Consider the following 25,362-nt stretch of genomic DNA (forward strand, 5'->3'; position numbering starts at 1 on the left):
CGAGGTAGGTACAATTGCGTCCCGAAGCGTACACCTTTCCCGATCGGCGGGGGGCCAATTGTTCGCCGGCAGGCCAAACGAGGCTGCCCGCCTCCTCCCTTCCGCATCCGTTCGCCCCCTTCCCGCCGCTTCCGCCTCCGCGCTTCTCCCCCTCCGCAAATGGCCAGTCCTCGCCGATTTGTACCCTCGATTTCGGGAAAATGGTACGCTAAACGACCGAGTTGTACCTACCTGACGAGCCGGGCCATCGACTACAATCGGGTTGCGGTAAGCGCTATCATTGCGATTCGAAGGCCGGCCGGTAGCGGTTGCCCAATCAACGGATCGAAGGGGGAAAAGGATGTTGAACAGTCGCTCTAGCAGTCGGCGAAGAAGCTGGATCTATCTGCTGCTCGCCATCGTCGTGCTTGTCCAGATCGCGTGGGTCCCGCCGCACAAGAACGTCGCGGAAGCCGCCGACAACGGCTTGGCCCTGAAGCCTTACATGGGATGGAGCAGCTTCAGCTTGCAAGTGTACGACGGCCCTTCCGGCAATTGGATCTCCGAAGAGAAGATCAAGATGATCTCCGACGCGATGCACGAGAAGCTGCAGGCTCACGGCTTCGAGTACATCAATATCGACGCGGGCTGGAACGGCAGCATGGACGAGTACGCTCGTCCGATTCCGAGCACGACCCTGTACCCGAACGGCTTCGAGAACCTCGTGGATTACGTGCACGCCAAGGGGCAGAAAATCGGCCTTTATTTTATCCCGGGAGTGTCCCCGCAGGCGGTGGAGCAGGATCTTCCGATCTACGGGGCGGATGGCTGCACGATCGGCGACATCGTCGTGAAGCCTTATAAGTATGCGGACTACTGGAACCTCGGCTACAAGATCGACTTCAGCAATCCTTGCGCGCAGAAGTACGTCGACTCGATCGCCGATCTGATCGCCTCCTGGGGCGTCGACTTCGTCAAGTTCGACAGCGTGACGCCGGGCTCCGGCCATAACGACGAATCTATCGACGCGCGCGACGACGTGAAGGCCTGGTCGACCGCGTTGTCCCGCCACGGCATCTGGCTGGAGCTGAGCTGGGCGCTCGACCACAATTACGTCGACTATTGGAAAAAGTACGCCAACGGCTGGCGCGTCAATTGGGACGTGGAGGCGTACGACCCCGAAGTCGGGATGACGACGTGGGCCAACATCGCCCGTCTGTTCCCCGACGTGGCCTTATGGTGGAGGGACGCGGGTCCCGGCGGCTGGAACGACCTCGATTCCTTGAACGTCGGCAACGGGTTGACCTCCGGGCTGACGAGGGACGAGCGCCGGACGGCCGCGACTCTGTGGGCCGCTTCCGCCGCTCCGTTCTATACCGGCGACGACCTGACCAACCTGGACGAGTACGGCCTGTCCCTGTACACCAACGACGAGGTCATCGCCGTCAACCAAGCCGGACGGCCGATCCATCCGGTATCGACCGCGACCAAGCAGCAGGTCTGGTATGCCAACAACGGCGACGGTACGTACACGGTAGCGCTGTTCAACCTCGGCACCAAGGCCGCTAACATCGGCGTGAATTGGAGCGACATCGGCCTGAGCGGCTCCGCTTCCGTCCGCGACCTGTGGAGCCATACGGAGCTCGGCGCCTTCCAGACGGGAATCGCCCCGGTGTACCTCGAGCCGCATGCCTCCCGCCTTTTCAAAGTAACCGCCCTTAACGGCACTTCGATCGTCAACGACGACGATACGGGAATGGAGTATTCCGGCAGTTGGACCCGCAACGGCGGCAACCAACTGGTGCAGGATGCCCAAGACCTGTCCGTCTCCGTGATCGACTCGACATATGGCGGGCCGGAAGAACCGGGAACGGAACAACCTTCTTCCTATTCCGTGGTGCTGAACGATAACGACCCTGCGATCCAATATGCCAACAAGTGGGGTTACAGCAGCGGACGCTCGTTCGGCGACTACATGGGCGACGTCCATTACGGCGAGCCGGATAACGGCACGGAGCCGGAATTCTCGTATGCGTTCAGCGGCACGGGAATCGAGCTCTGGTCCGAGAAGAGCAATAGCAGCGGCAAAATCGACATCTATATCGACGGAGAATTCAAGGAGACGGTCGACTCGTCGGGCGACCCCCAGACCGGTCAAATTCCGGTTTACTCGATCTCGGATTTGCCACCTGGGGAACACACGCTTCGGGCGGTTCGCAATCCGGGCGGCCAGTATTTCTTTATCCTGGATGCTTTGAAGGTGACGACGGCTTCTCTTCTCGGCACTCCTTCGGCAACGAGCTTCGACAAGAACGAGCCGTCCGACATTACGGTCGAACTCCCGCTAGGCACGAGTTCCCTGACGGATATCAAGAACGGGACGAGTGCGCTTGCGAGAGGAAGCGACTATGCGATTAGCGGCAACGTCGTCACGATCCCGTCGACTTATCTGGCGCAGCAGCCTTCCGGTCAAACGACTCGGCTCGCGTTCGAATTCGCCGGAGGCGATTCGCAGGAGTTGTCCATCGCCGTAACCGGTTCGGCGAACGCAGGCCGCTACGCGATGATCAACAACAACGATCCCGCTATCCGGTATACCGGAGCTTGGAACAACAGCGGCGGACGCAACCTCGGCGACTACATGGACGATGTCCACTGGACGGAGAACAACGAAGCCTTCTTCACCTATTCGTTCCATGGAACCGGCATCGATCTTATCAGCGAGGTCGATTCGGGCCAAGGCGACATCGAGATTTTCCTCGATGGGGTCAGCCAAGGAACGGTCAGCACCTACGATCCTAATGCCAGCAACAAGCCGCAGGTGACCGTTTATTCGGTCGGCGGCCTGCCGAAGGACTTCCATACGCTGAAGGCGGTCAAGAAGTCGGGACGGTTTATGCTGCTGGATGCGTTGCGAGTGAAGCTTCCCGACCTGATCGACACTTCCGCGGCCGAGTTCGACCTGGCGGCCGGTAAGCAAGCGGACGTCACCGTAGGCCTGATGGACGACGCGGGCGACTTGGTCGGCATCTATAACGGCTCCGCCGCTCTCGCGGAGGGAGTCGACTACACGGTGGCGGGCGCGCAAGCGACCATCAAGAAGGAGTACCTGGCCGCGCAGCCGGTCGGCACGACGAAGCTCACGTTCCGCTTCAGCGGCGACTACGCGGACGACGTTCACGGAACGACCGAGAATGGAGCCTCCTTCGAATACTCGTTCAAGGGAACCGGCATCGAGCTGCTCTCGCCGACCGGGCCGAAGCTGGGACAGATGGACGTCTATGTCGACGGCGAGCTGGTCCAGACGGTCGATGCCCACGCGGACAGTCGCGGCGCTCTAAAGAGCTTGTATAAAGTCTCTTCGCTTCCGAACGGCACGCATACGATTCGCGTCGTCAAGAAATCCGGCGAATGGATGCTCGCGGACGCGCTTCGCTTCGAGGTTCCGGTTCAGCCGGTTTCTCCGGGCCACGGCGGCGGTAACGGCGGCGGCAATGGCGGCGGACACGGTGGCGGTAATGGTGCCGGACACGGTGGCGGCAATGGCGGCGGTAATGGTGGTGGCAATGGTAGCGGCAACGGCGGCGGTAATGGTGGAGGTAATGGTGGAGGTAATGGTGGAGGTAATGGTGGAGGTAATGGTGGGCGGTAACGGCAGCGGCGGGCAGCATTGTCGTCGATAGTAAAGCGAAGACTGTGAGGCACGTTGCCGGACGGCATGATCAATTGAAGCTGACGGATCGGCTGTAGTCGATGGCGGTAAGCATCACTGATCGGCCTTCCGGTAGACATCGTGGAGGAGATGGTCTCAGATGAGACTATCTCAGCGAGAGTAAGGTGTGTTGGGAGAGGAGATAGTCTCAGATAAGCTCACCTAGGCAAAAGTAAGGTGTATATGAGGAGGGAGAGGTCGTCCCTTCGCGCTATTGTAAGTTTATGCTCTTCGGCAAGCCGCGAAGCTGAAACCGCCGCTAAAAGATCAGGGGCCGTCCCTAAGTCAATTTTGATGACTTACGGGACGGCCCCTCTTTTTAGGCATCTCGCTAACGAACCGCGGAACCGGCGTTGCTTCTAGACCATTCATCGTACGCTTGCTGCATGATCTCCAAATAACGGTCCGCCCCCAGCTCGTTCAGCCTCAGAACGTAAGCGGTCCAATCCTCGTTCAGATCCTTTTGGCCCGTGATGAACTGCATGGCACTCTGGTCCACTTCGTTGCGGACGTTCGCCTGAAGCATGCCGAGCTCGTCGACGACGTCCGGGTCGAGCCAGATCGCCCAGCTCGGGTACAGCTCCGGAGACTCGTGTCCCTGATAGAGCTCGGACGCCTCGTATAAGCGGCGCTCGTACCCGTTCGGCGAGTAGATGTCCATGTCCTGCGTCCAGCTGTCCCGATACTCTTTCGGCATATAAAAGTGGCCCATGCCCGCCCAGCCCGAGTTGCGGGAAGGCTCGCCCTCCTTGACGGGGATGCGGGCGAACTCCGCCTTGCTGTCCGGACCGAGCGCGACCTCTCCCGGCAGCGGGAGCCGCCAATCCACTCCCTCCATGCCGACCTCCGCGTTCGCCTGCCCGATCGGCGTATACAAGTAATCCGCGATCCGGATCAGCGTCTCGCGCGCTTCCGGGCTGGCTTTGTCCGTGATGACGAACTTCGCCCCCGGGGTGATTCCGGATCGGTAATAGACCGCATATGAAGCGTGAGGACCCTTAAGCGGAGGAACGGGGTTATAGTCGCTTCCCCGCTCGTTGTCCGGTCCCGTATCGACGAAAATCGCCGGGTGCATCGCCGTTCCCGCTCCGAGGATCTGGGCTTCCTCGTTCTCCCCGAGCCTCCTGTACGCTTCCACGTCCTGCGTGAAGGCGCCCGCGTCGATCAGCCCCTCGTCATAGAGAGACTTGACGTAGGCAAGTCCTTCCTTCCACTCCGGCGTCGCGGGCGACAAGCGGACCTTGCCGTCCTTCACCGTCAAGTACGTTTGATCGTCGTCGTAGACGAAGCCGTTCATCAAGTACGGCAGCACTCTTACGCCGAAGTCTTCGACCGAGCCGCTTAGCGGCACTTCGTCTGCGATTCCGTTGCCGTTCGGATCCCGGGTTTTGAAGGCGTACAGCACGTCCCGCAGTTCTTCCGTCGTCCGGGGCATGGACAGCCCCAGACGGTCCAGCCACTTCGTATGGATCCAGAGCTTGTACGGGTACGAGCAGTGGAAGCAATCGCTGAACGCCGGCAGCCCGTAGATCGCCCCGTTCGGCGCCGTGCTGAGCTCCTTAAGCCATGGGTCCCGGGCGAAAGCCGCCTTGATATTCGGAGCGAATCGGTCGATCAGATCGTTCAGCGGATAGAACACTCCCTGCTTGCCGTATCGCAGCACGTCCGCCTGGGAGAACTGATCAATGTACGACGTCAGAATGTACGCATCGGGATAATTGCCGCTCGCCAGCGAGATTTGCCGCTTCTGCTTGGCGCCTATGTACGGCACCGTTTGCCAGTCGAACGAGAAATTGAACTTCTCCTCCAATAAGCGCGAGAAGTCGTTCGTCTTCAAGTCGAACGTGCTGTCCTGCTGGGCGAAGACGCTGATGCTCAAAGGCTTGCCCGCGGCGGTCTCCACCGGATCCCGCTGCCCGGATCCCGCGCAAGAGACTAGAATCGCGGCCGCGATTAGGAGCAACAAAGCCGCCGACAGAGCCTTCCGCGTCATCACCGGCCACGGCGGCCCAGGCACCCTCGGCCGCGTCGGCACTCCCAGTCGCTTAGGCACCCTCAGTCGCGTCGGAGCCCTCAGTTCCCTTAACGTCCGCCGAGCCATCGTCCGAATCCGAATCCGGAATGCCATTCCAATCCCCCTCCTCTCAGCGCCCGGCTGCTTCCCGGTACGAGCTCGGCGAGACGCCGGTTACCCGCTTGAACGCCCGCCGGAAGGAGTGCGAGCTGTTGTACCCGACGCGCGCGGAGATCTCGTCGACCGTATAGCGCCCTTCCACGAGCAGCTTGACCGCTTGGTCCATCCGGACCGTCTCCAGGTAATCCGACAGGTTCGAGCCCGTCGCTTCCTTGAACAGCTGGGAGATGTACTTCTCCGGCCGCTCCACCTGCTCCGCGATCCGGTAGAGCGTCAGCTCCGCATCGCCGTAATTCTCGCCGACGTACGCCTTGATCTGTTCGACGATGCGCGAATGGCTGGCGTTCTTGCGTCCCTCGACGACGGCGCACATCGCGGCGACGATCTGCTCGATCTCCCTCTGGAGCGTTCTCTTGTCCGCAGGCTGAACCGCGATAATCCGATCCTTCAGTGATTCGAAGCTGCCGGACTCCAGGAACGTCTTCTGGTCAATAAGCTTAAGCAGCGTTCCCTTCAGCTCGCCGACGAGCTGATGCCACATCTCGACCGACAGCTCGCGCTGGACCGTGTTCGTCGTGACGACGGTCTCCACGATGCGGAGCGCTTCCTCCGTCTCGCCGGCGCGGATCGTGCCGAGAAGCCGCTGCTCCAGCTCCAGCGGATAATAATAGGTCGCGCTCTCCAAGCGCGTCTCCTCATGCCAGACGACGCTCTTCCGATCGGAATGAAGCGCGTATTCCAGCGCTTGCTTCGCCTGCTCGTAGGACGCGCTCACGCCGGTCTCCGCCTCGAACCGCTCGCCCACCGCGGCCGTGAACGTGATCCGGTACTCCTCGAACGCGTGCCGGGACAGCTGATCGAGAAGCGACGCGATCTCGTCCCGGCCGACGGCCGCGCCCGTCTCGGTCTCGCGGGACGCGAACAGGATGACGATCCGGTCGGCCCCCCAATCGGTCATCAAAGTAAAACCGGCCAGATCCGTCAGCGACTGCTTCAGGATGAGCCGAGCCGCGTTAAGCTCGTTCAGGATCTCGACGGTGCCCTTGCCGGAGTACCCCTGGATCTGGAGGATGCAAACGTACCCGGAGTTCCCGTAAATGCCGGTGTTCGCCTGCGTCGCCGCGGCGACGATCTCCTCGCGGGACGGAAGCTCTCCCGAGAGCAGCCGCTTCAAGAACGCATCCCGGATGAGCGGCTGCTGCCGGCGCAGCTCGGATTCCAGCCGGTTGCTGTTGTGAAGCATCTCCGCGATGTTCCCGTGAAGAAAATCGTACTCGTTGCGGCCCGGCTCCTTCCCGGCCGCCCCGAACGCGGAGATGAGGCGGTGAATCGGCGCGCTGTTGCGATAGGCAAGCCCCAGGCAGACGAGCAGGCCGACCGCGAGCGCGATCCCGTTGCCGGTCCACGTCATCCGCTTGACGTGGTTGGCGTCCGCGAGCAGCACCTTGCGCGGAATGCCCGCGCGATACACCCAACCGTTCGTGTCGGAGACGGTCGTGATGACGAGATCTCCTTCGTGGAACTGGCTAACCTTGGCCGGGTCGTAGCGCCCGTCCTCCTCCAGCTTAGCCAGGTCCGGAATGCCTTCGCCTTGGGAGGCGATCGTCCGCCCCTGGGCATCCGTAATTTGCGTCCAGCCGCCGTACCGGTCGGTAATGCCGGCGAGCAGGCTCGCGATCGTTTTCTCGTCGATCATGATGACCACGAGCGCCGGCGAGGAGCTGTTGAAGGCGTCCAGAGGGAACGACTGCATATACGTAACGACGGCCGTCTCCGCGCCTTTGTTGAGGAACGGCCGGAGCGGCATGATCTCGCTTCGGTGAGTCTGGCCGAGAACCGATTGCTTCCAATCGGTGAACGTCTGGTCCGCGTACCGGAAGTTCTCGTAATAATGCTCGGGGCGGAAGTAAGCCGAGCCCGGAGTCAGGATCACGTCGTAATTGCCCAGATAAATATAAAATTGCTGCAAAAAATCGTTCGTCTGCCCGAAGGTCAGGATGCTGCGAAGCATCTTCCATATGCCGTACACGTTCGTTTGATCGCCCGTATTGCGCTCGTTCATCAGAACGCTCAGGTCCGGGTTGATCGCCAGCTGTCTCGTGAAGCCTTCGACTTCGGCCATCCGCCGTTCCAGCAGCTCCTTCGTCTTCGCGAGCTGGGTGACGCTATTCTCGATCGACGCCTTCTCCGTAACGGAGATGGACGTCCGATAGGAGACGAACAAGGCGATGTTGGGGATGATCAGGATGACAATATAAGAGAGCAGAAAACTGCGAAAAACCCTCGTAAATTTCCCCACGCGTTTTCTCCTCCCCGAACCTTTTGGCAGCGCTATCAAGAAAGAATACTCCTATTATCGTACATAAACCGCTTTTTTGCACTTTACTAAAATAAAGGAAAGCAACCGCAGGGGAACCCCCGCAGCCGCTTGTGCCTTGCCGTTATGAGTAACAAAATCCGGTCTACCTTCCCCATTCCCCTTCGAGTGCCGCGGATTCGCCCGGCTCCAGCTCCAGCCTCAGACGCCGTTCCCCGTATCGGACCGTCGATCTCAGCGGAAGCTTGCCCGCCTTGACCGTCGCGGACACGAGCCGCCCGTCCTTCCAGGCCGCTCCGACTTCCGCTCCTCCCCTGGCGCGAAGGCCCGCGAACGAGCCCTCCGGCCAACCGGCCGGGAGCGCCGGCAGCAGATGAAGTTCTCCCGCATGGCTCTGCAGAAGCATCTCCGCGATCGCGGCGGCCCCTCCGAAGTTGCCGTCCGCTACGAAGATGTAGGCTTCCGCCCCCGCGATGCCGGGCTTGGAGAACGTCAGCAGGTTGTCGAAGCACAGCTCTCCGATCAGATAAGCAACGTGCTCGCGCGCCTTGTCGCCGTCCCCGAGCCTCGCCCGGCCGGCCGCGAACAGCGCCAGCGTGAACTCGACGTCCTCCAGATTCGATTCGCGCTGCCGCCTCTCCAGCGTCGTTCGCGCCGCTTCCGCCAGCTGCGGGCTCCGCTCCGGCGTAATATCGCTCCCGGGGAACAAGCCATACAGGTGCGACAAATGACGGTGATCCGGCTGCGCTTCGGCGTAGTCCAGCAGCCATTCCTGAAGCTGGCCGTGGCGGCCGATCATCGGCGGAGGCAGCAGAGGCAGCGCCTTGGCTAACCGCTCCGCAAAAGCGTCTTCGCCCTCTAGCTTCGAAGCGGCATCGCGGCAGAACGCGAAGAGCCTGCGCACGAGCATCGTATCCATGACCGGCCCCATCGACATCGTGCGCGAGCGATCCGGCGTCCCGGCCGGGTAGAAGCTGTTCTCCGGAGAGTTGGACGGGCCGGTGACGAGCCACCCTCTCTCCGGGTGAACCGTCATATAGTCGAGAAAGAACTCGGCGGCCGAGCGCAGCACCGGATAAGCCGTCTCCCTCAGAAAACGGTCGTCGCCGCCGAATTCGTAATGATCCATAAGTTGAGCCGCCAGCCAGAGGCCGCCCGTTACGTTCAGCCCCCACGAATAATGCCACCCCGGAGCCGAGAAGCCCCAAGCGTTCGTGAACACGTGGGCGACCCAGCCCTCGCATCCGTAGAAATCCCGCGCCGCCTCGCGCCCGGCTTCCGACAGTCGTTCTACGAATCTGAGCAGCGGCAATTGGCACTCGGCCAGATTGGCCGACTCGGTCGGGTAATAGTTCATCTCCGTGTTGACGTCCAGATGGTAATCGCAGCTCCACGCCATCCGGTTCGCCTCTCCGTCGTTCCAGATGCCCTGAAGATGCAGAGGAAGCGGAGAATCCTCGCGCGAACCCGCAATCGTCAGGTAGCGGGCGTATTGGTAGAACAACGCGAACAGCTCCGGATCGTTGTTCTCTCCCCGGCGGAGCCGCCGGATCCGTTCGTCGGTCGGCAGCGAAACCCGATCGCGCCCTCCGAGATCAAGCCGGACGCGCCCGAATAATCGCCGGTAATCGTCCAGGTGCCTTTCCCGGACGGCCTCGAAGCCGTCCCGAGCAGCCCGTGCCGCGGCAGCCTCGGCCTCCCGGGTCCAATCGTCGTCCGCGGCCCTGTAGTCGGTGGCGACGGCCAGGTAAACGCACGCCTCGTCGGCGCCTTCCACCAGGATGGCTCCGTCATGCGCCTTCGCGTTCCCCGAGCCTCCGGAGACGACGACCCGGACGATTCCGCGGCAGCGAACGCCGCATGTGCCGTCGCTGTGCACCGTCTCCGTTGCCTGACCCTCGAAGACGAGCGTGCCGTCCCCTTGTTCGCGGACCGCGAACGCGTCCGTTCGCCCGCGCAGCCGGAGCGTGAACGATAAGCTTCCCGGCTTGCCCGAACGAAGGCGCGACGCGAGCACTCCGTCCGCGTGGGACGCGAACGTCTCCCTGACGAACGATACTCCCGCCGAACGATACGCCGCGCGCGCGACCGCCTCGTCCAAGCTTAGCTCGCGAGCGAACTCCTCCGCCGAGTGGCCGAAGCTAAGGATGACGTCCGCCATCGGCAGATTCGTGCCGAAGTTGCCCTTCTCGGGCTGCAGCAGCTCGCCGACGAGCCGTTCCCCTTCCTCGTAGCGCCCTTCGAAGAACAGCTTCCTCATCCGCTCCAGATCGGGCTTGCCGCGCGATCGGCTCGGCATTCGTTCCGGCTTGCCCGACCAATAGGTCGACTCCGTCACGAACCAGGTCTCGTCGCTCCCTCCGCTCGCGATAACCGCTCCGATCCGGCCGTTGCCGATCGGCAGCCCTTCCTTCCAGCTCGCCGCCGGCCTATCGTACCCTAATTTCACGGGGATGCCTCCTTGTTAACGGATCCGGTTTTCTCCTAGTTCCGAACCGCACGATACGTAGCCGAAGCGAACCATTTCTCCATCCCTGCGGCACGTCCTATTTCGGTTTCCTTGCTTTTATCGTATCATTCGAAGAGAGAATCGTATTTGATAACGCATCCATAGATTTGTCATTTAATCCGGCAATCGAACGAATCAGGTATCGTTGTCCGGGAAAGGAGCCCTCGGTGAAGAAGCTGTCCGACATCACGCCGGTCGTCGGCGAATATATGCCCTACTTGTACGACGGCAGCTCCAACGAGGGGCTGCGCACGTCCAACGTTTACGCCATTCACCTATTCCCGGAAGGCCCGGGAGAGATGGAGATCGACGGCAAGCGCTACCCGATCGGGCGCCGCTCCCTCTTCTTCCTGCGTCCGGGCCAGCCGCACGCGTTCCACGTCTCGCCGGCTCACCCTCTGTCCTCGTACAATCTGTACTTCGACCTGTGGGACAAGGAGCAGCCTCGCTCGCTGAACCGGATTTTCTACCGCTATCCCGAACCCCACGTTCCGCGGACGGAGACGCCGACCCCGCGCTGCGACGAGCTCGACGGGCTGCCAAGCGTCTTCTCCCTGCAGCCTCACGCGCAGCTGTTCGACCTGTTCCACGCTCTCGCGCTGCTGTTCGAGAACGCGGCCTACTACCGCGACGAGACGGTGAACCATCTGTTCTACTCGTGGATGCTGGCCTGGTACAACGCCGTCCATTCGCGCCAGCCGACCGACTACCGGATCGTCCGCCTGCTGGCCAGGCTCGACGCCTCCCCGGAGCTGCGCGAGCCGGTCTCGGAATGGTGGAGGTTCTGCGGCCTTCGGCGCAGCCAGTTCCACGAGCTGTTCCACCGCGAGACAGGCATAACGCCGAAAGCCTACCAGCACAAGCAGCGAATGAGGCGAGCGGCGCAGCTCCTCCGGGAGAGCGACCTCAGCGTTACCGCCATCGCCGACAAGCTCGGTTACCCTTCCATCCATCCGTTCAGCCGCCAGTTCGGGGCCTATCACGGGGTAAGCCCGCGCCATTTCCGCAGCGGAGCGCGCGTCTAATAAAGAAAGGCAAGGCCGCCGCGAGGGAAGCCTTGCCTTTTGCTCTTCATATCGGACAATCCCGAAGGCATACACTAGGGCGTCACCCGCCAAATCGGGAAGGAGGAGCGTCCATGGGTATCCGTCATCGCCGCCGCATCGTCATTATCGTGATTACCCGCGGAGACGTGTACCGTTTCATCGCCTGCGACATCCTGTTCAGCATGCTGACGCTCAAGGGGCTTCAAAGCCTGTCCCTTCCTTTCTTCATCCCCATAGCCGGCAGCATCGCCGCTCCCATGCTGCTGAAGAGAACGCTGGACCGCTTCTAGCCCACGACCTGAATCATCTGCACGACCGGACGGCCGTCCCCCTTCAGGCTTCGCTCCCGTACCCGCATCTGCGAAGAACCGTCTCCATCGAGGAAAATCCCGTTCGTCAGCTCCCCGCCCCCGACCTTCTCCAGGATCGCCTCGCGGAACTCCGCCAGCGTTCCCAAGCTCGAGCTCACGATCAAGTACAAGTCTCCCTCCCGATCGTAAGCGAGCGCCGATCGCAGCCTGGGCTCGTCCGCGAACGGAGCATTCTCCGCGATCGAACGGCCGACCCACCCAGCATCGCCGAGATCGAGCCCCATGCTGATGCCGCCCTGCGCCCAATAGGAGGAACGATCCGTCACTTGAAGCTCCGACTGCCGGCTAACGACCTGCACGCTTAACGAATCCGTCGCCCCGTCCCAGACGAGCGTTCCCCGGGCGTACTTCATATTTTCCTCGCCGGAACCGTATTCCCCCTGCGCCCCGTTCACTGGAATGTCGTTGACGATCGCCATGCTCACCAGCGCCTGCTGATAAAAGAACCCGCCGTTGATTCCGTAATACGGAGCGACGGTTACGTTGCCATTGATCGACTTCAACGTTATATTCGAAGGCCGCGTTCTAACCACATGCAATTCCATGCCGTTGGTCGCGACCGCCTCTTCGTATGCATAGTTCCGCGGCTCCGGAACGACCGGCGGAATGCCGCTCCCTCCGTCTCTCCCCCAGATAAGGTAGGCTCCTCCCGCCAAAAGGATCAGAACGATTCCGAGCGCGATCCAATTTCCGGGTCTGCCCGCTTGATATCGAATGGCCTTCATCCTTGTTTCCATATCGGATTCCCTTCGCGCTTACGAGTGTTTTCCCCTATGATATAGGAGTCGGGCACCCCCCGTAAAGCGCAATAGGACGCCCGGTTAACCGCTGATAACCGAGCGCCCTAGCTTGCTGGACACGAACTATTCAATTGTTCCTTTACACTCCTGTCTTAAGAAATAAGAGATTGTCCGGCAGACGTCCTGGAATCCCGCATATCCGTCGCCGCTTCCGTCTTCCCAGCGGCAGCCTTCGTTCCGATTCCCATTGCCAGCTCGCGCTTGCCATTACGTTTGCGCTAGCCTTTTCCGGTTCCGTTACGCTTGCGAAAAATCTTGCTCTTGCGCTTTCGCTTGCCCCGGATATGCTTCGCTTACCTAACCCATTGGACTATCCCCTTTCCTTTTGATGTCTTGAGTATACCCGAATCGCTCTATTTGATCAAATATTCTGACAACTTAAAATTCGCTAGAAATCGACAGTTATATCCATTCTTCCCGCCCAGTCCGCTTTTATCTGCTTATTTCTTCCTTTCTCTTATTTTTGCAAGCGCATTCATTCGAAATTATCGTTCCTTGCTCCCATCCTCTCCATAGAGTTGAGCCTAATGACATGAGAGGATCGATTCCGCCATACCTTTCTATATTGGTAAAAATACCCTTATGGGAAAATCCGCCTTGAGGAGCGTGCTGCGAACATGAAGAATAGAGAGGAACGTCCGAAAGAGTTCTCCATTCCCCAGCCGATCCGGACGGACGGCGCGGGAGCGACCGATCCCGGCCCTCGCGACGTGATGCGGGACGCGGAGAATCCCGATCTTCTCGTCCCTCCGAAGACCGATGCCGGCACCGTGCCGAATCTTGTATTCTCGTTCTCGGATACGCACATGCAGCTCAACCACGGGGGCTGGTCGCGAGAAGTGACGGTGCGGGAGCTGCCGATCGCCAAGACGCTGGCCGGCGTCAATATGCGCCTGACCCCCGGAGGGGTCCGGGAGCTGCATTGGCATCGGCAGGCGGAATGGTCGTTCATGCTCTGGGGCCGATGCCGGATTACCGCCGTCGATCAGAACGGCCGGAACTTTATCGCCGACGTCGGGCCCGGCGACCTGTGGTACTTCCCTCCCGGCATCCCCCATTCCCTTCAAGGGCTGGAGGAGGGCTGCGAATTTCTGCTCGTGTTCAACGACGGCGCCTTCTCCGACATCGACACCTTCTCGATCTCGGACTGGTTCGCCCGCACTCCGAGCGACGTGCTCAGCGGCAACTTTGGCATTCCGGAAACGGCGTTCGCGGGCCGCCCGAAGGAACAGGTCTACATCTACCAATCCAACGTGCCCGGCCCCCTGGAGAGCCAAGCCGTTCCGGATCCGCAAGGCGCCGTTCCGCTCAGCTTCACCCACCGCCTGTTCGCCCAGGAACCGATCCGGACTCCGGGAGGCTCGGTGCGCATCGTCGACTCCCGGAATTTTCCGGTGTCGACCGCCATCGCGGCCGCCCTGGTCGAGATATTGCCCGGCGGCATGAGAGAGCTTCACTGGCACCCCAACAACGACGAGTGGCAGTACTTTCTTACCGGTCAAGGCCGCATGACCGCCTTTGCGGCTCAAGGCACCGCCCGCACGTTCGACGTACGGGCCGGCAGCGTCGGCTACATTCCGTTCGCCTACGGCCATTACATCCAGAACACGGGCACCGAGAGTCTCTGGTTCCTCGAGATGTTCCAGAGCGACCGCTTCGCGGACATCTCCCTCAACCAATGGATGGCGCTCACGCCTCCGGAGCTCGTGAAGTCGAACCTGAACGCAACGGGCGAGCTCATGCGCTCCCTTCGCAAGGAGAAGTGGCCGGTCGTGAAGTACCCCGGGTTTCCGGCTCCTTAGCCGCAGAACGTTTCTTGAACCCGCTATCCCTTCGGCTCAGACCCGACTGCGCACCGCGACCGCGACCGAAACCCGCTATCCCCTCGGCTCAGAGCTCCTCCTGTCACGCACGAAACCCATTATCCCCTCGGTTCAGGGTTACGGCACGTAGCACGAAGCCGTTCTGACCCGCGGGGATAATGGGTTTTTGGCGTCCTTTGCCGAATCAGCCCTTGACCGACCCGAGCAGCGCCCCCTTCGCAAAATGCTTCTGAAGGAAAGGATAAACGAGAAGAATCGGAAGCGTCGCCACTACGATAACCGCCATCTTGACCGCTTGGTCCGGAGGAGGAACCGCCGAATCGAGATCCGAGCTGTAGTCGAGCCCGCTCGCGAGCACGACGATCTGCCGCAGCAGAACCTGGATCGGCCACATTTTGCTCTCGTTCAGGTACATGATCGCGTTCAGATACGTGTTCCAATACGTAACCGCGTAGAATAGCGAGATCGTCGCGATAACCGGCATCGACAGCGGCAGCACGATCCTGAACAGGATGCCGAAGTCGTTGCAGCCGTCGATCTTGGCCGATTCCTCCAGTCCCTCGGGAATGTTCTGGAAGAAGTTCTTGAGAATGATCAGATTAAACGCGTTGATCGAGATCGGAAGAATCAGCGCGGCGTAATTATCGATGAGGCCGAGCTCCTTCACGACGAGGAACGTCGGAATGAGGCCGCCGTTGAACAGCATCGTGAACACGACGAGGAACATGAACACCCGCCGTCCGTCCAGATCCCGTCGCGCCAGCCCGTATGCCATCATCGAAGAGATCAGCATGCTGAACAGGGTGCCGACGACGGTGATCCCTACCGATACGGCCATCGACCGGAAGATCGTATTCGTCGAGAAAATAAACTTGTAAGCGTCGATGCTCCAATCCGTCGGAATGAGCACGAATTTCTTGACCGCCATCTCCGCGCTCGTCGTGAAGGAGCCCGCCACCACGTGGATGAACGGGAGCATCATGACGATCGCGATCAGAGCCAGCAGAGCGAAGTTCACGATGCCGAACAAACGGCCCGCGAGCGTGCGATCCTCTACCATTCTAATCTGCCTCCTCTAGCGCGCCTTAATAGACGCCCTCTTCGCCCATTTTTTTCGCCAGACGATTCGCAATCATGACCATTACGAGACCGACCAACGATTTGAAAAATCCGACCGCCGTGCTGTAGCTGAACTGCCCTTGCCTAAGGCCCGCGGTGTACACGTACGTATCGATGATCTCCGCCACGTCGCGGTTCATCGAGTTCAGAAGCAGATAAACGTGCTCGAAGCCAAGCTCCAGGACGTCGCCGATCTTCAGGATGAGCAGCACGATGATGACGCTGCGAATCGCCGGAAGCGTTATATGCCAAATTTGGCGCAGCCGACCGGCTCCGTCCATCCGCGCCGCTTCGTAAAGCTGCGGGTCGATCGCCGCGATGGCCGCCAAATAGATGATCGTTCCCCAGCCTGCTTCCCGCCAGATGACCTGGATGATGTACGTCGGTCGGAACCATTCGGGACTGAGCAGGAAATTGATTTTCTCGAAGCCGAGACTCGCGATGAATTCGTTGATAATGCCTCCGTCCATCGTCAGCATGACGTAGCCGATCGAGACGATGATTACCCAGGACATGAAGTGCGGGAGATAAATGACCGTCTGGAAGATCCGTTTGAAGAAGGTGAGGCGAACCTCGTTAAGCATCAAAGAGAGAATAATCGGAATCGGAAAAAAGAACACCAGATTCAACCCGAACAAAACGAGCGTGTTCGTCAGAATGGTCCCGAAATCGGATTCGGTGAACAGGCGATCGAAATGCTTGAAGCCGACCCATTCGCTGCCGTTGATGCCGGCGAACGGCTTGTAATCCTTGAAAGCGATAATGAGGCCGTACATCGGAAGATACTTAAAGATCACGAAATAAAGCAGCCCCGGCAAAATCATCAGGTAAAGCCACTTGTTGCGGACAAGCCTCCGGGACAATCGGCTCTCGCTCCGAAGCTCCGGTTCCGGCCGTGCGATCGCTTGCTGCATCGTCTATCTCTCCCTCTCCGCGCCCGCGCGGACCGCTGAAGCCGCCGCCTCTTCCGACGACGGCCCCCCGGTTACGCGTTTATTTTTTGTACGCTGCGTTGAACTCTTCGATGATTTTGTCTCCGCCGCGGCTCTTCCAGGTTGCGATCTCCTTCTCGAAGCCGGCCTTGTCGAGCTTGCCGTAGATGTATTGATAGGTCGCGTCCGTGATGATGTTCTGCAGCTCGGTTCCCTTCTCGGTGTAAGTCGCCGAGTCGAGCGCGGCCGCCGGGTCGTGGATCGCGATCTTCTCGTTCTCGACCGTGAACTCTTCGGCGTGAATGCGCGCCTCGAGCGTATAGTAGCCTTCGTACATGCCGTTCGTCTCGGCTTCGCCGATGACGCTGTCCTTGAAGCCCTTCACTTCGCGCTCCGTCAGCTCCTTGTTGTCGGAAGCCTTCGCCTTGCCGTCTTCGACCGTGTAATGGGTTCCTTCGATGCCCCAATACATGACGTTCGCGACTTCCGGCGTCATCATCTTGTCGAAGAACGCGAGCACCTTCTTGAGCTCCTCTTCGTCCTTGACGGCCCCCTTCGGGAACAGAACGACGTTGTTGTAGCCCGGGATCGCCCAAGTGGACAGCTCGCCGTTCGGTCCCTTGATCAAGGCCTTCGTATCGACGACCGCCGTCGGCACGTTCTTGACCAGATCCTTGTTCAGCGAGTCGACGTCGGACATGGCGCCGATGTACATGCCGGCTTGGCCGCTCGTGAACAGGTTGACCTGATCGGTCTTGCTCGTCGCGGCGAAATCCTGGTTCATCGCCTTCGCGTCGCGAATCTCCTTCATGACGTCCATCGAGGCGATGTATTGCGGGAACGTAAAGTCGGGCTGAAGCTGACCGTCCTTCTCGCCCCAGTTGTTCGGGGTGCCCAGCCACGAGGCGAGCGTCTTGAACGCGCCGTACACGAGGTCGTTGCGGTCGGCGAGACCGATCGTGTTCGGCTTGCCGTCGCCGTCCGGATCCTTCTCGGTGAACGCCTTCGCCATGGCGACGACGTCGGCGACCGTCTCCGGCGCCTTGAGGCCGAGCTTGTCGGCCCAGTCCTTGCGGTAAATGAGACCTTGGCGGGCGAGAGGTCTTCCGATATAAAGGGAGTACAGCTTGCCGTCGACCTTCGTGTTGTTCAGAATTTGCTCCTTCAGCTTGCTCAGGTTCGGGAAGTCCTTCAGGTACGGCCCGATCTCCCAGAATTGGCCGTCGCGGATCGCTCCCTTCATCTGGATGAACGTCGCTTGGTTCTTCAGGTACGTCACTTCCGGAAGGGATCCGGTCGCAAGCGACGCGTTCAGCTTCTCCTCGTACGTGTCCGCCGGGAAGAATTGGTAGGTCAGCTTCGTGTTCGTCAGCTTCTCCACCTCGTTCTTGATCGTGTCGGGCGGCGTCTCCGAAGTGTTCAGCGGAAGCATGATCGTGATCTCCGTCGGCTTCTCGTCTTTAGGCGTCTCCGATGCCGGCGTCGACGCGGACGGGCTTCCGCTGCTTGCGGGCTCGCTCGCCTTGGGCGAGGACGTTTCGTTGTCGTTGTCGTTGCCTCCGCAACCGGTTAACGCCCCTGCGACCAATGCCATGCTAAGCAGAATCGATGGTACCTTACCGTTCATACCGCTTGACCTCCATCTTTGGTTGGAATGGGTGGGATGGGTTATGCAAGTCAAACGATACGCCTCGCGGCTCGTTACCGATACAATCATTGCGCCAGATTGAGGCCTCGCAGGCCGGGATGTGAGGAGATGATTATCGGCGGGGAAAATGATTGGCGGAGTAAAAAAGCCCCGAACGCCGCATGAGGCGCCCGAGGCTTTACCCATTATTTTAAAGAAATGACGTGACCGGTGCCGCTCCGCTTCTCGTAGAACAGAGTGCGCTTGCGATTGAAGACGCAGCGAATCAGATGGACGGCGAACGTCAGGTTCATCGCGAACAGGACGAACGCATAGGGGATGTTCAGCCAGGGAGAGGAGGATTGCACGGCAATGATCGGGTAAGCCAGGTTCACCCCTCCGATGACCACGTACAAGAGCCCGTAACGGACCGCCAGCTCCCGCAGCCGAAGCCTCTCCCCCTGCCCCTTGACCCGAATGCGCACGACCCACTTGCCCGCCGTTTGGCCGTTTGTCGCATAAGGAACGACGATGAAGTACGCGATGACCAGCGGCAAATACGCGAGCCGCAAGTGCAGGACGGCGAGAACGGCGCCGACGGGGAACAGGATCGCCCAATCGATCAGGAAAGCGATGCCTCTTCGGGTGTACGTGACGCGCTTGGTCGCCAAATCGACGTTCTCGTCCAGACGGTCGATGCGGGGGAGGTGCGACGCCAGCCACTCGGCCGCCACGTATCCGATCATGCCGCCCAGCGTGTTCGTCATCAGATCGTCCACGTCGAACAGCCGGTACGGATAGTCGAAGATGCCGTAGATTCCGGTCACCTGCGTCACCTCGAAGAACAGCGACAGGCCGAACGAGAAGAGCAGGCAGCGCGTCCACCTCGCCCTGAAGTAATAGCGCAGGAACAAGCCGAACGGCACCGTCAACGCGACGTTGAACGCCACCTGCTGGAACGCCCGCTCCTTCAGAAGATGCAAGTAGGTCGAGGGTTGATCGATCCTCACTCCCGTCTCCTTCGCGATATCGGCCAGGAAGTGGAACGGAATCAGCTGGAAATAGGACCTCTCCGGCGGACGGTTATGAACCGTGGAGGGGAACGGCAGCACGATCAGATAAACGGCATTCATCAAGTACAGCAGCAGCAGATATAGAATAAGAGCCCGGTATTTGTGGATGTAGCCGTGGCGCCGATATTGAACGACCAGGAACGGCATCGTGAACAAGGCCGCGGCGATAGGGAACGTAAAGAAAGCATACGAGATCGGGAAAAGATAAGAATCGAGCATGAGAAGAGAACACCTGCCAGTCGGAAAAGTAGCTTTTCTACTATACAGGATTTCATTCCCTCGCGCGATCTCCTTTAGTCCAGGCGCTACCGAAAATAAGCCTGCTCATACTCCGAGATGATCCTGTCCCCGCCGTTCGCCCGCCACTTGGCGATCTCCTTGCGGAAGCCTTCCTCGTCCAGGCCGCCCAGAATGTAGTTGTAGGTGGCGTCGGTGACGATTTTGTACAGCTCGGCTCCGTATTGGTCGTAATAAGGCGACTCCAAGCCGACCGACGGACTCCGGACGATGAACTTCTCATTGTCCTCGATAAGCCGGTCGGCCAACTCCGACAGCTCCTCCTGGCTGACGACCTTCTTCACGTTCGGGTTGCTGAGATCGGCGATCATCAGCGTGTACAGGGAGGCGACCTCGTCGACCCTAAGCTGCGAGCTCTCCTCCGGGAGATAGATCTGCTCGCCCTCCAGCTCGTAATGCCTCCCTTCGATTCCGTACCGCATCAGCGTAGCGACGTCGGGATCCATCGTCCGATCGAAGAAACGCAGAACCTCCCGCAGCTCCTCCTCCGTTCGTATGGCCGTTTTCGAGAACAAATAAAGGCCGTTGAAGTTCGGGATGGACCACACCTTGTAGCCGTCCGGCCCCTCGATCCGGTTCGCCAGCGTGAACCTAGCGTCCGGGTCGACCCGCTTCGCCTCCGAGGAGAGGCGCTGCGCGTCGGACATGCTGCCGATGTAGACGCCGGCCTTGCCGCGAATGAGCAGGTTGCGCTGGACATCCTTGCTCGTGATGGCGAAGTCCGGGTTGACGATTTTTTCGTCGTACAGCTTTTTCATGAAGTTCATCGTGTCCATATAAGGCTTCGTCTCGAATTCGGGCACGAAGCTCCGACCCTCGACCGCCCAATCGTTCGGCGCTCCGAAGTAGGAGCTCAGCGTCTTGAAGGCGCCGAACACGAGATCGTCGCGGTCGGTCAGGCCGATCGTATCGTCCTTGCCGTTGCGGTCCGGGTCGCCGTACGTAAACTGCCTCATCACCTCGTACAGCTCGTCGATCGTCTTCGGTATCTCCAGCCCAAGGTTCTCGAGCCAGTCCTCCCGCAGGATGATGCCTTGCCTCGACGACGGGCGCTCCGTATAGAGCCCGTAAATTTCGCCGTCCACCGCCGTCTGCTTCAGGATGTCCGGGTCCAGCCGCCTCAAGTTCGGATATTCGTCCAGGTAGGGGCCGATCTCCCAGAACGCCCCGGAGCGGATCGAATTTTTCATCAGAATGTAGTCCGTATACTTCGCGAAGGTCGCCTTCTTGAGCGAGTTCGTCGTCAGCGCCGTGTTCATCTTGTCGGTGTAGATCTCGTCCCTCACCCATTCGATCGATAGGCGGGTGCCGGTCAGCTCTTCGAGTTTATCGATGACCCCCGCATCCGGAGTATTCGGAAAATGCAGCGGGGCCATCACCGTCAAGACGGTCCGGCCCGTCTCCTTCGCGGCGGACCCCGTGGACGAATAGGCGGCGCAAGATACGAGCGATAGAGAGACCGCCGCGAGCATAACCATAGTCGTCGCAAGGCTTGCCGCCCTCTTCAACATCCCTTTTCCCCCTTGAATCTGTTAAGATGATTATCGTTAACGCGCGATGATTATTGTCCGGGACGCGCCTCTGCCCTACAATAATAGAATCCTCGAAACCGTAGGTGATGGCCGCCCATGCGCTCCTTAAGCTACTTGACCAAAATGACGATATTCGGATGTCTGCTCAGCATGCTGCCGGTCCTGTTCATCGGCTACTTCTCCTATGCGACGTCCTCGAGAGAAATTCAAAAACATGTAAACGAAGGGAAAATGCAACTCTTATCCCAAATTAATGCCAATGTAGAGCAAATTTTAACGACTGTCAATCACACGCTGAATCAGGTCATCAACTCGACGGTGCTCAAAAGCGCATTAAACAGCCCTCTAACTGTAAGCGATTTCAAGCTGTATGACAATCTCCGCAACGAGCTTCGGCACATGCAGACGTTCGATACGAAGCTGGAGGACGTCGTGCTCGTGAACGAGAGAAACGATTGGATGGTCAAAAATTCCGGGGTATACCGGTTCTCCGAATACGAGTATGCGGAGCAACTGTCGGCGATCATTCGCGAGCCGGCCGGGGCCTCCTGGACGTTGAACCCTTCTTCCTGGTTCTACAGCGAAGAGAGCGCGGGCGGCGCGATCTGTCCGTACAGCATCAGCTTGGTGAAGAAGCTGCCGGTCACCGGACTTACGCCTTACGGCCTCGTCATGGCGAACATCCCGTCCTGCAGCCTGCAGGCGCAGCTTCTGAACGAATCGAACATGCAGGCCGGCTCGAACGCCTCCGACACCATCATGGTGCTCGACGAGAGCTACCGGATTCTGCTTCACCCGGACCGAGGGCTTATCGGGCAGCCGGCTTCGGCGGCGGGCTTCGGCGATACCGCCCGCCTGGAGTTCTCCTCCGGCCAATTCAAATCCCGCGTGAACGATCGCTCCTTCGCGATCAGTTACTATAAGTCGCCTTACAACGGCTGGACGTACGTGTCGCTGACGTCTCTGTCCAGCTTGACGCACGAATCGCAGAAGATCGGGTTCTACACGCTGGCCGTCTGCCTGGCGATCCTTCTGTTGACGACGCTTCTCGCCTGGTTCGGCTCCCGAAGAATGTATTCGCCGATCCAGAAGCTGCTCCGGATGATCGACGACCGCCTGCCGGGGACGGAGCGGCGGAGAACGGACGAGTTCCAGGTCATCGGGGAGCAGATGCACCGGCTTTTCCAATCGAACTCCCGTCTGGAGGACCAGGTTCGCCAGCATCTGAAGCAAGCGAGAACGTTCTATCTGGTCCGGGCTTACCAAGGGCAAACGAAGCTGAGCGAATTGCTTGATCGGCTGGGAAGCTTCGGCTACGGCTCCCGCCTCGAGGAATGGCGCCAGATGGCGGTCATGACGCTGCAGATCGACTCGCTCGAGGCGACCCGCTATGAGCGCAGGGACATGGAACTGCTCCTATTTTCCGTCCATAACATGATCGAGGAGCTCATTCCGCAAGGACGCCGGTTCGATCCCGTCGCCATCGAGCAGACGGTCGTGCTGCTGTACGGTAGCCCCGACCCCGATCGCGGGGCGTTCAACGCCGAGCTGTACAGCGTTACCGAGGACCTTCAAGGCAAGTTCCTCAGCTTCCTCGGCTTGTCGGTCAGCATCGGCATGAGTCTTCCCTTCGAATCGATCAAGCAGCTTCCGATCGCCTATCGGGAGGGCCTCGACGCCTTGAAGCACCGGCTCAAGCTGGGCGAAGGCATCGTCGTGCAATACGAGCAGCTCAACTCGGGCAAGCATTATTTAAAGATCAACTACCCGGCCCATTCGGAGGCCGAGCTCATCGACGCCATCAAGCTCGCGGACGCGGAGAAAGCCAAGGAAAGCCTCAGCGTCTTCATGGGCAAAGCGTTCGCCGCCGAGATGACGCCGCAGGAATACCAGATTCCGCTCACCCGCCTGCTGAACAGCCTGATCATGGTCATGCAGGAGTCGGGCATCAGCTTAAGCAAAATCCGTCCGTCCCAGGGTACGCTCTACGAGGAAATGATCGATCTCGGCACCGTTCCGGACATTCAGGAATGGTTCTGGACGAACGCGATCCAGCCGATGCTTCGCGTCTTCGCGGACCGGCAATCGTCCCAGTACCAGAACATCTCGGAGAAAATCATCGATCTCGTGCAGAAGCATTACGACACCGATCTGTCGCTCGAGGAGTGCGCGTCCAGGCTGAATTACAACGCTAACTATTTGAGCAGCGTTTTCCGCAAGGAGACGAACGTCTCGTTCAGCGAGTATCTCGCCGCCTACCGGTTCAACATGGCGAAGAAGTGGCTGGCGGATACCGACATGCCGATCAAGGACATCGCCGCCCGCCTCCGGTACAACAACCCGCAGAATTTCATCCGCTCGTTCCGGAAGCAGGAAGGCATGACGCCGGGGCAATACCGGGAGAAGCATTCGAAGGAATGACGGTTTTGTCATGCGGGGACGGAAGTTATACAATAGGGGGTGAAAATCGAGCGTTGGCCCCTGGACGGGAAGCCGTTGCGAATGCGCGGGACGCGCTACATAGAGGAGTTGGAGCCATAATGAAGAACGATCTGATCCGCAGGCTGACGACCTATGCGAAGATCGATACGCAATCGGACGAGAGCAGCGAGACGTGCCCATCCACGCCGGGACAATGGGATTTGCTCCGGCTGCTCGCGGAAGAGCTGAAGGAGATCGGCATGACGGAGATTACCCTTGACGACAACGGCTACGTCATGGCGACGCTCCCTGCCAATACGGACAAGACCGGCGTGCCGGTCATCGGCTTCCTCGCCCACGTCGACACGGCGACCGACATGACCGGCAAGGACGTCAAGCCTCGGGTCGTGGAGAACTACGACGGCGGAGACATCTTGCTGAACGAGGCTTTGGGCATTGTTCTCTCCCCCGGCGAATTCCCGGAGCTGGCCGGCTACAAGGGCCATACCTTGATCACGACCGACGGCACGACGCTGCTCGGCGCGGACGACAAGGCGGGCATCGCCGAGATCGTGACGGCGATGGAGTACCTGATCAAGCATCCGGAGATCAAGCACGGCAAGATCCGCGTCGCCTTCAATCCGGACGAGGAGATCGGCCGGGGCTCGCATCTCTTCGACGTCGCCGCCTTCGGGGCGAAATTCGCCTACACGATGGACGGCGGCCCGCTTGGCGAGCTGCAATTCGAGAGCTTCAACGCTTGCGGCGCCACCGTAACGGTGAAGGGCAAGAACGTCCATCCCGGCACCGCCAAGAACAAGATGGTCAACGCGCTCAAGCTCGCGATGGAGTTCCAGGGCCGAATGCCCGAACGGGAAGCTCCGGAGCACACCGAAGGCTACGAGGGCTTCTTCCATCTGAATTCCTTCGTGGGAGACGTCGAGGAAGCCGTTATGACCTATTTGATCCGCGACCACGACCGCGCGAAGTTCGAAGCTCGCAAGGCGTTCATGACGGAGCTGGCGGCCGAGCTGAACGCGAAGCACGAAGGCCGCTTCGCGCTCGAGCTGAAGGATCGCTACTTCAACATGAGGGAGCGAATCGAGCCCGTTCGCGAGATCGTCGACGTCGTGCGCGACGCGATGATCGACCTCGGCATCGAGCCGAAGCTCGAACCGATCCGCGGAGGCACGGACGGCTCGCAGCTAAGCTTCATGGGGCTGCCGACGCCGAACATCTTCGCCGGCGGCGAGAACTTCCACGGCCGCTACGAATACGTGTCCGTCGAAGCGATGGAGCAAGCCGTCGCGGTCATTATCGAGACGGTGAAGCGGTTCGAAGCGCGGGCTTGATGGCCGCAAGCTGGAGAGGCTCGCCTGGAGACAGGCGGGCTTTTTCTTATCTCAGCACACAGAGTAGTTCGGGGAACTACTGGTTCCGAAGATAGCCAGCCTCCCTCTGCCTCCCCCTGCCTTAGATGTTTAACGGACATAAGAACCTCTTACTGCGCCTATTTACGCCCTAATAAATCCTAACGGACCAAGAGAAACCCTTATTCTTTAAAAATCGCCCTTCCAAGCAAGATTATTGAGTTTAAGCGTCTTGTAGGTCCGTTAAAATTAGAATTCGCTCTTATTTCGACCGTAAGCGTCTCTCCTGTCGTCCGTTAG

The 25,362-nt window shown here is 59.7% G+C and carries 15 protein-coding genes; 6 read left to right on the plus strand and 9 right to left on the minus strand.

The genetic code is table 11. The features are described from left to right. Window positions 1-340: 340 nt before the first annotated feature. On the plus strand, window positions 341-3,631 hold the full coding sequence (locus H7B67_RS12180; protein ID WP_185120099.1) for a X2-like carbohydrate binding domain-containing protein: 3,291 nt from the start codon (window positions 341-343) through the stop codon (window positions 3,629-3,631). Window positions 3,632-4,022: 391 nt separating this feature from the next. Here the strand turns inward: H7B67_RS12180 and H7B67_RS12185 are convergent, their stop codons facing one another. From H7B67_RS12185 to H7B67_RS12195, 3 genes are all read right to left on the minus strand, one after another. Continuing rightward, a complete protein-coding gene (locus H7B67_RS12185) occupies window positions 4,023-5,819 on the minus strand; it encodes an extracellular solute-binding protein (protein WP_245363845.1) in 1,797 nt (598 codons plus the stop codon). A gap of 16 nt (window positions 5,820-5,835) precedes the next feature. After that, complete coding sequence (locus tag H7B67_RS12190; RefSeq protein ID WP_185120100.1) at window positions 5,836-8,124, minus strand: helix-turn-helix domain-containing protein; 2,289 nt, start codon at window positions 8,122-8,124, stop codon at window positions 5,836-5,838. 163 nt (window positions 8,125-8,287) lie between these two features. Beyond that, entirely contained in the window at window positions 8,288-10,591 is a 2,304-nt protein-coding gene (locus tag H7B67_RS12195; RefSeq protein WP_342592588.1) for a glycoside hydrolase family 95 protein, read from the minus strand. 227 nt (window positions 10,592-10,818) lie between these two features. Between H7B67_RS12195 and H7B67_RS12200 the strand changes: the two genes are divergently transcribed. Further along, window positions 10,819-11,676: a helix-turn-helix domain-containing protein gene (locus tag H7B67_RS12200; protein ID WP_185120101.1), complete on the plus strand. Its 858-nt coding sequence runs from the start codon at window positions 10,819-10,821 to the stop codon at window positions 11,674-11,676. Between the two features lie 113 nt (window positions 11,677-11,789). Continuing rightward, entirely contained in the window at window positions 11,790-11,987 is a 198-nt protein-coding gene (locus tag H7B67_RS12205; protein WP_185120102.1) for a hypothetical protein, read from the plus strand. Here H7B67_RS12205 and H7B67_RS12210 read toward each other — a convergent pair. Continuing rightward, window positions 11,984-12,805 carry a phosphodiester glycosidase family protein gene (locus H7B67_RS12210; protein WP_185120103.1) on the minus strand — a complete coding sequence of 274 codons (822 nt, stop codon included), beginning with the start codon at window positions 12,803-12,805 and terminating at the stop codon, window positions 11,984-11,986. The genes H7B67_RS12205 and H7B67_RS12210 overlap by 4 nt on opposite strands. A 680-nt stretch (window positions 12,806-13,485) precedes the next feature. On the opposite strand from H7B67_RS12210, the gene H7B67_RS12215 reads away from it, so the two are divergent. Further along, window positions 13,486-14,670 (plus strand): oxalate decarboxylase family bicupin, encoded by a 1,185-nt coding sequence (locus H7B67_RS12215; protein ID WP_185120104.1) that lies wholly within the window; start codon window positions 13,486-13,488, stop codon window positions 14,668-14,670. Window positions 14,671-14,875: 205 nt separating this feature from the next. On the opposite strand, the gene H7B67_RS12220 is transcribed toward H7B67_RS12215, so the two are convergent. From H7B67_RS12220 to H7B67_RS12240, 5 genes are all read right to left on the minus strand, one after another. Then, entirely contained in the window at window positions 14,876-15,751 is an 876-nt protein-coding gene (locus H7B67_RS12220; protein WP_185120105.1) for a carbohydrate ABC transporter permease, read from the minus strand. 25 nt (window positions 15,752-15,776) lie between these two features. Continuing rightward, window positions 15,777-16,724 carry an ABC transporter permease gene (locus tag H7B67_RS12225; protein ID WP_185120106.1) on the minus strand — a complete coding sequence of 316 codons (948 nt, stop codon included), beginning with the start codon at window positions 16,722-16,724 and terminating at the stop codon, window positions 15,777-15,779. 79 nt (window positions 16,725-16,803) lie between these two features. Then, the gene (locus H7B67_RS12230; RefSeq protein WP_185120107.1) at window positions 16,804-18,369 is read right to left on the minus strand and encodes an extracellular solute-binding protein; all 1,566 of its coding nucleotides are present in this window, start codon (window positions 18,367-18,369) and stop codon (window positions 16,804-16,806) included. A gap of 206 nt (window positions 18,370-18,575) precedes the next feature. Further along, a complete protein-coding gene (locus H7B67_RS12235; RefSeq protein ID WP_185120108.1) occupies window positions 18,576-19,661 on the minus strand; it encodes a VanZ family protein in 1,086 nt (361 codons plus the stop codon). An 86-nt stretch (window positions 19,662-19,747) separates the two neighbouring features. Then, window positions 19,748-21,250, minus strand: coding sequence for an extracellular solute-binding protein (locus H7B67_RS12240; RefSeq protein WP_185120109.1), 1,503 nt, complete (start codon window positions 21,248-21,250; stop codon window positions 19,748-19,750). A gap of 117 nt (window positions 21,251-21,367) precedes the next feature. Here H7B67_RS12240 and H7B67_RS12245 point away from each other — a divergent pair, with 117 nt between their 5' ends. Both H7B67_RS12245 and pepT read left to right on the plus strand, forming a co-directional pair. After that, window positions 21,368-23,692, plus strand: a complete 2,325-nt coding sequence (locus H7B67_RS12245; RefSeq protein ID WP_185120110.1) for a helix-turn-helix domain-containing protein — start codon at window positions 21,368-21,370, stop codon at window positions 23,690-23,692. 119 nt (window positions 23,693-23,811) lie between these two features. Then, on the plus strand, window positions 23,812-25,044 hold the full coding sequence (pepT, locus tag H7B67_RS12250) for a peptidase T (RefSeq protein ID WP_185120111.1): 1,233 nt from the start codon (window positions 23,812-23,814) through the stop codon (window positions 25,042-25,044). The last annotated feature ends 318 nt before the right edge of the window (window positions 25,045-25,362 follow it).

It is taken from the genome of Cohnella thailandensis, assembly GCF_014212135.1.
GTDB lineage: Bacteria > Bacillota > Bacilli > Paenibacillales > Paenibacillaceae > Cohnella > Cohnella thailandensis.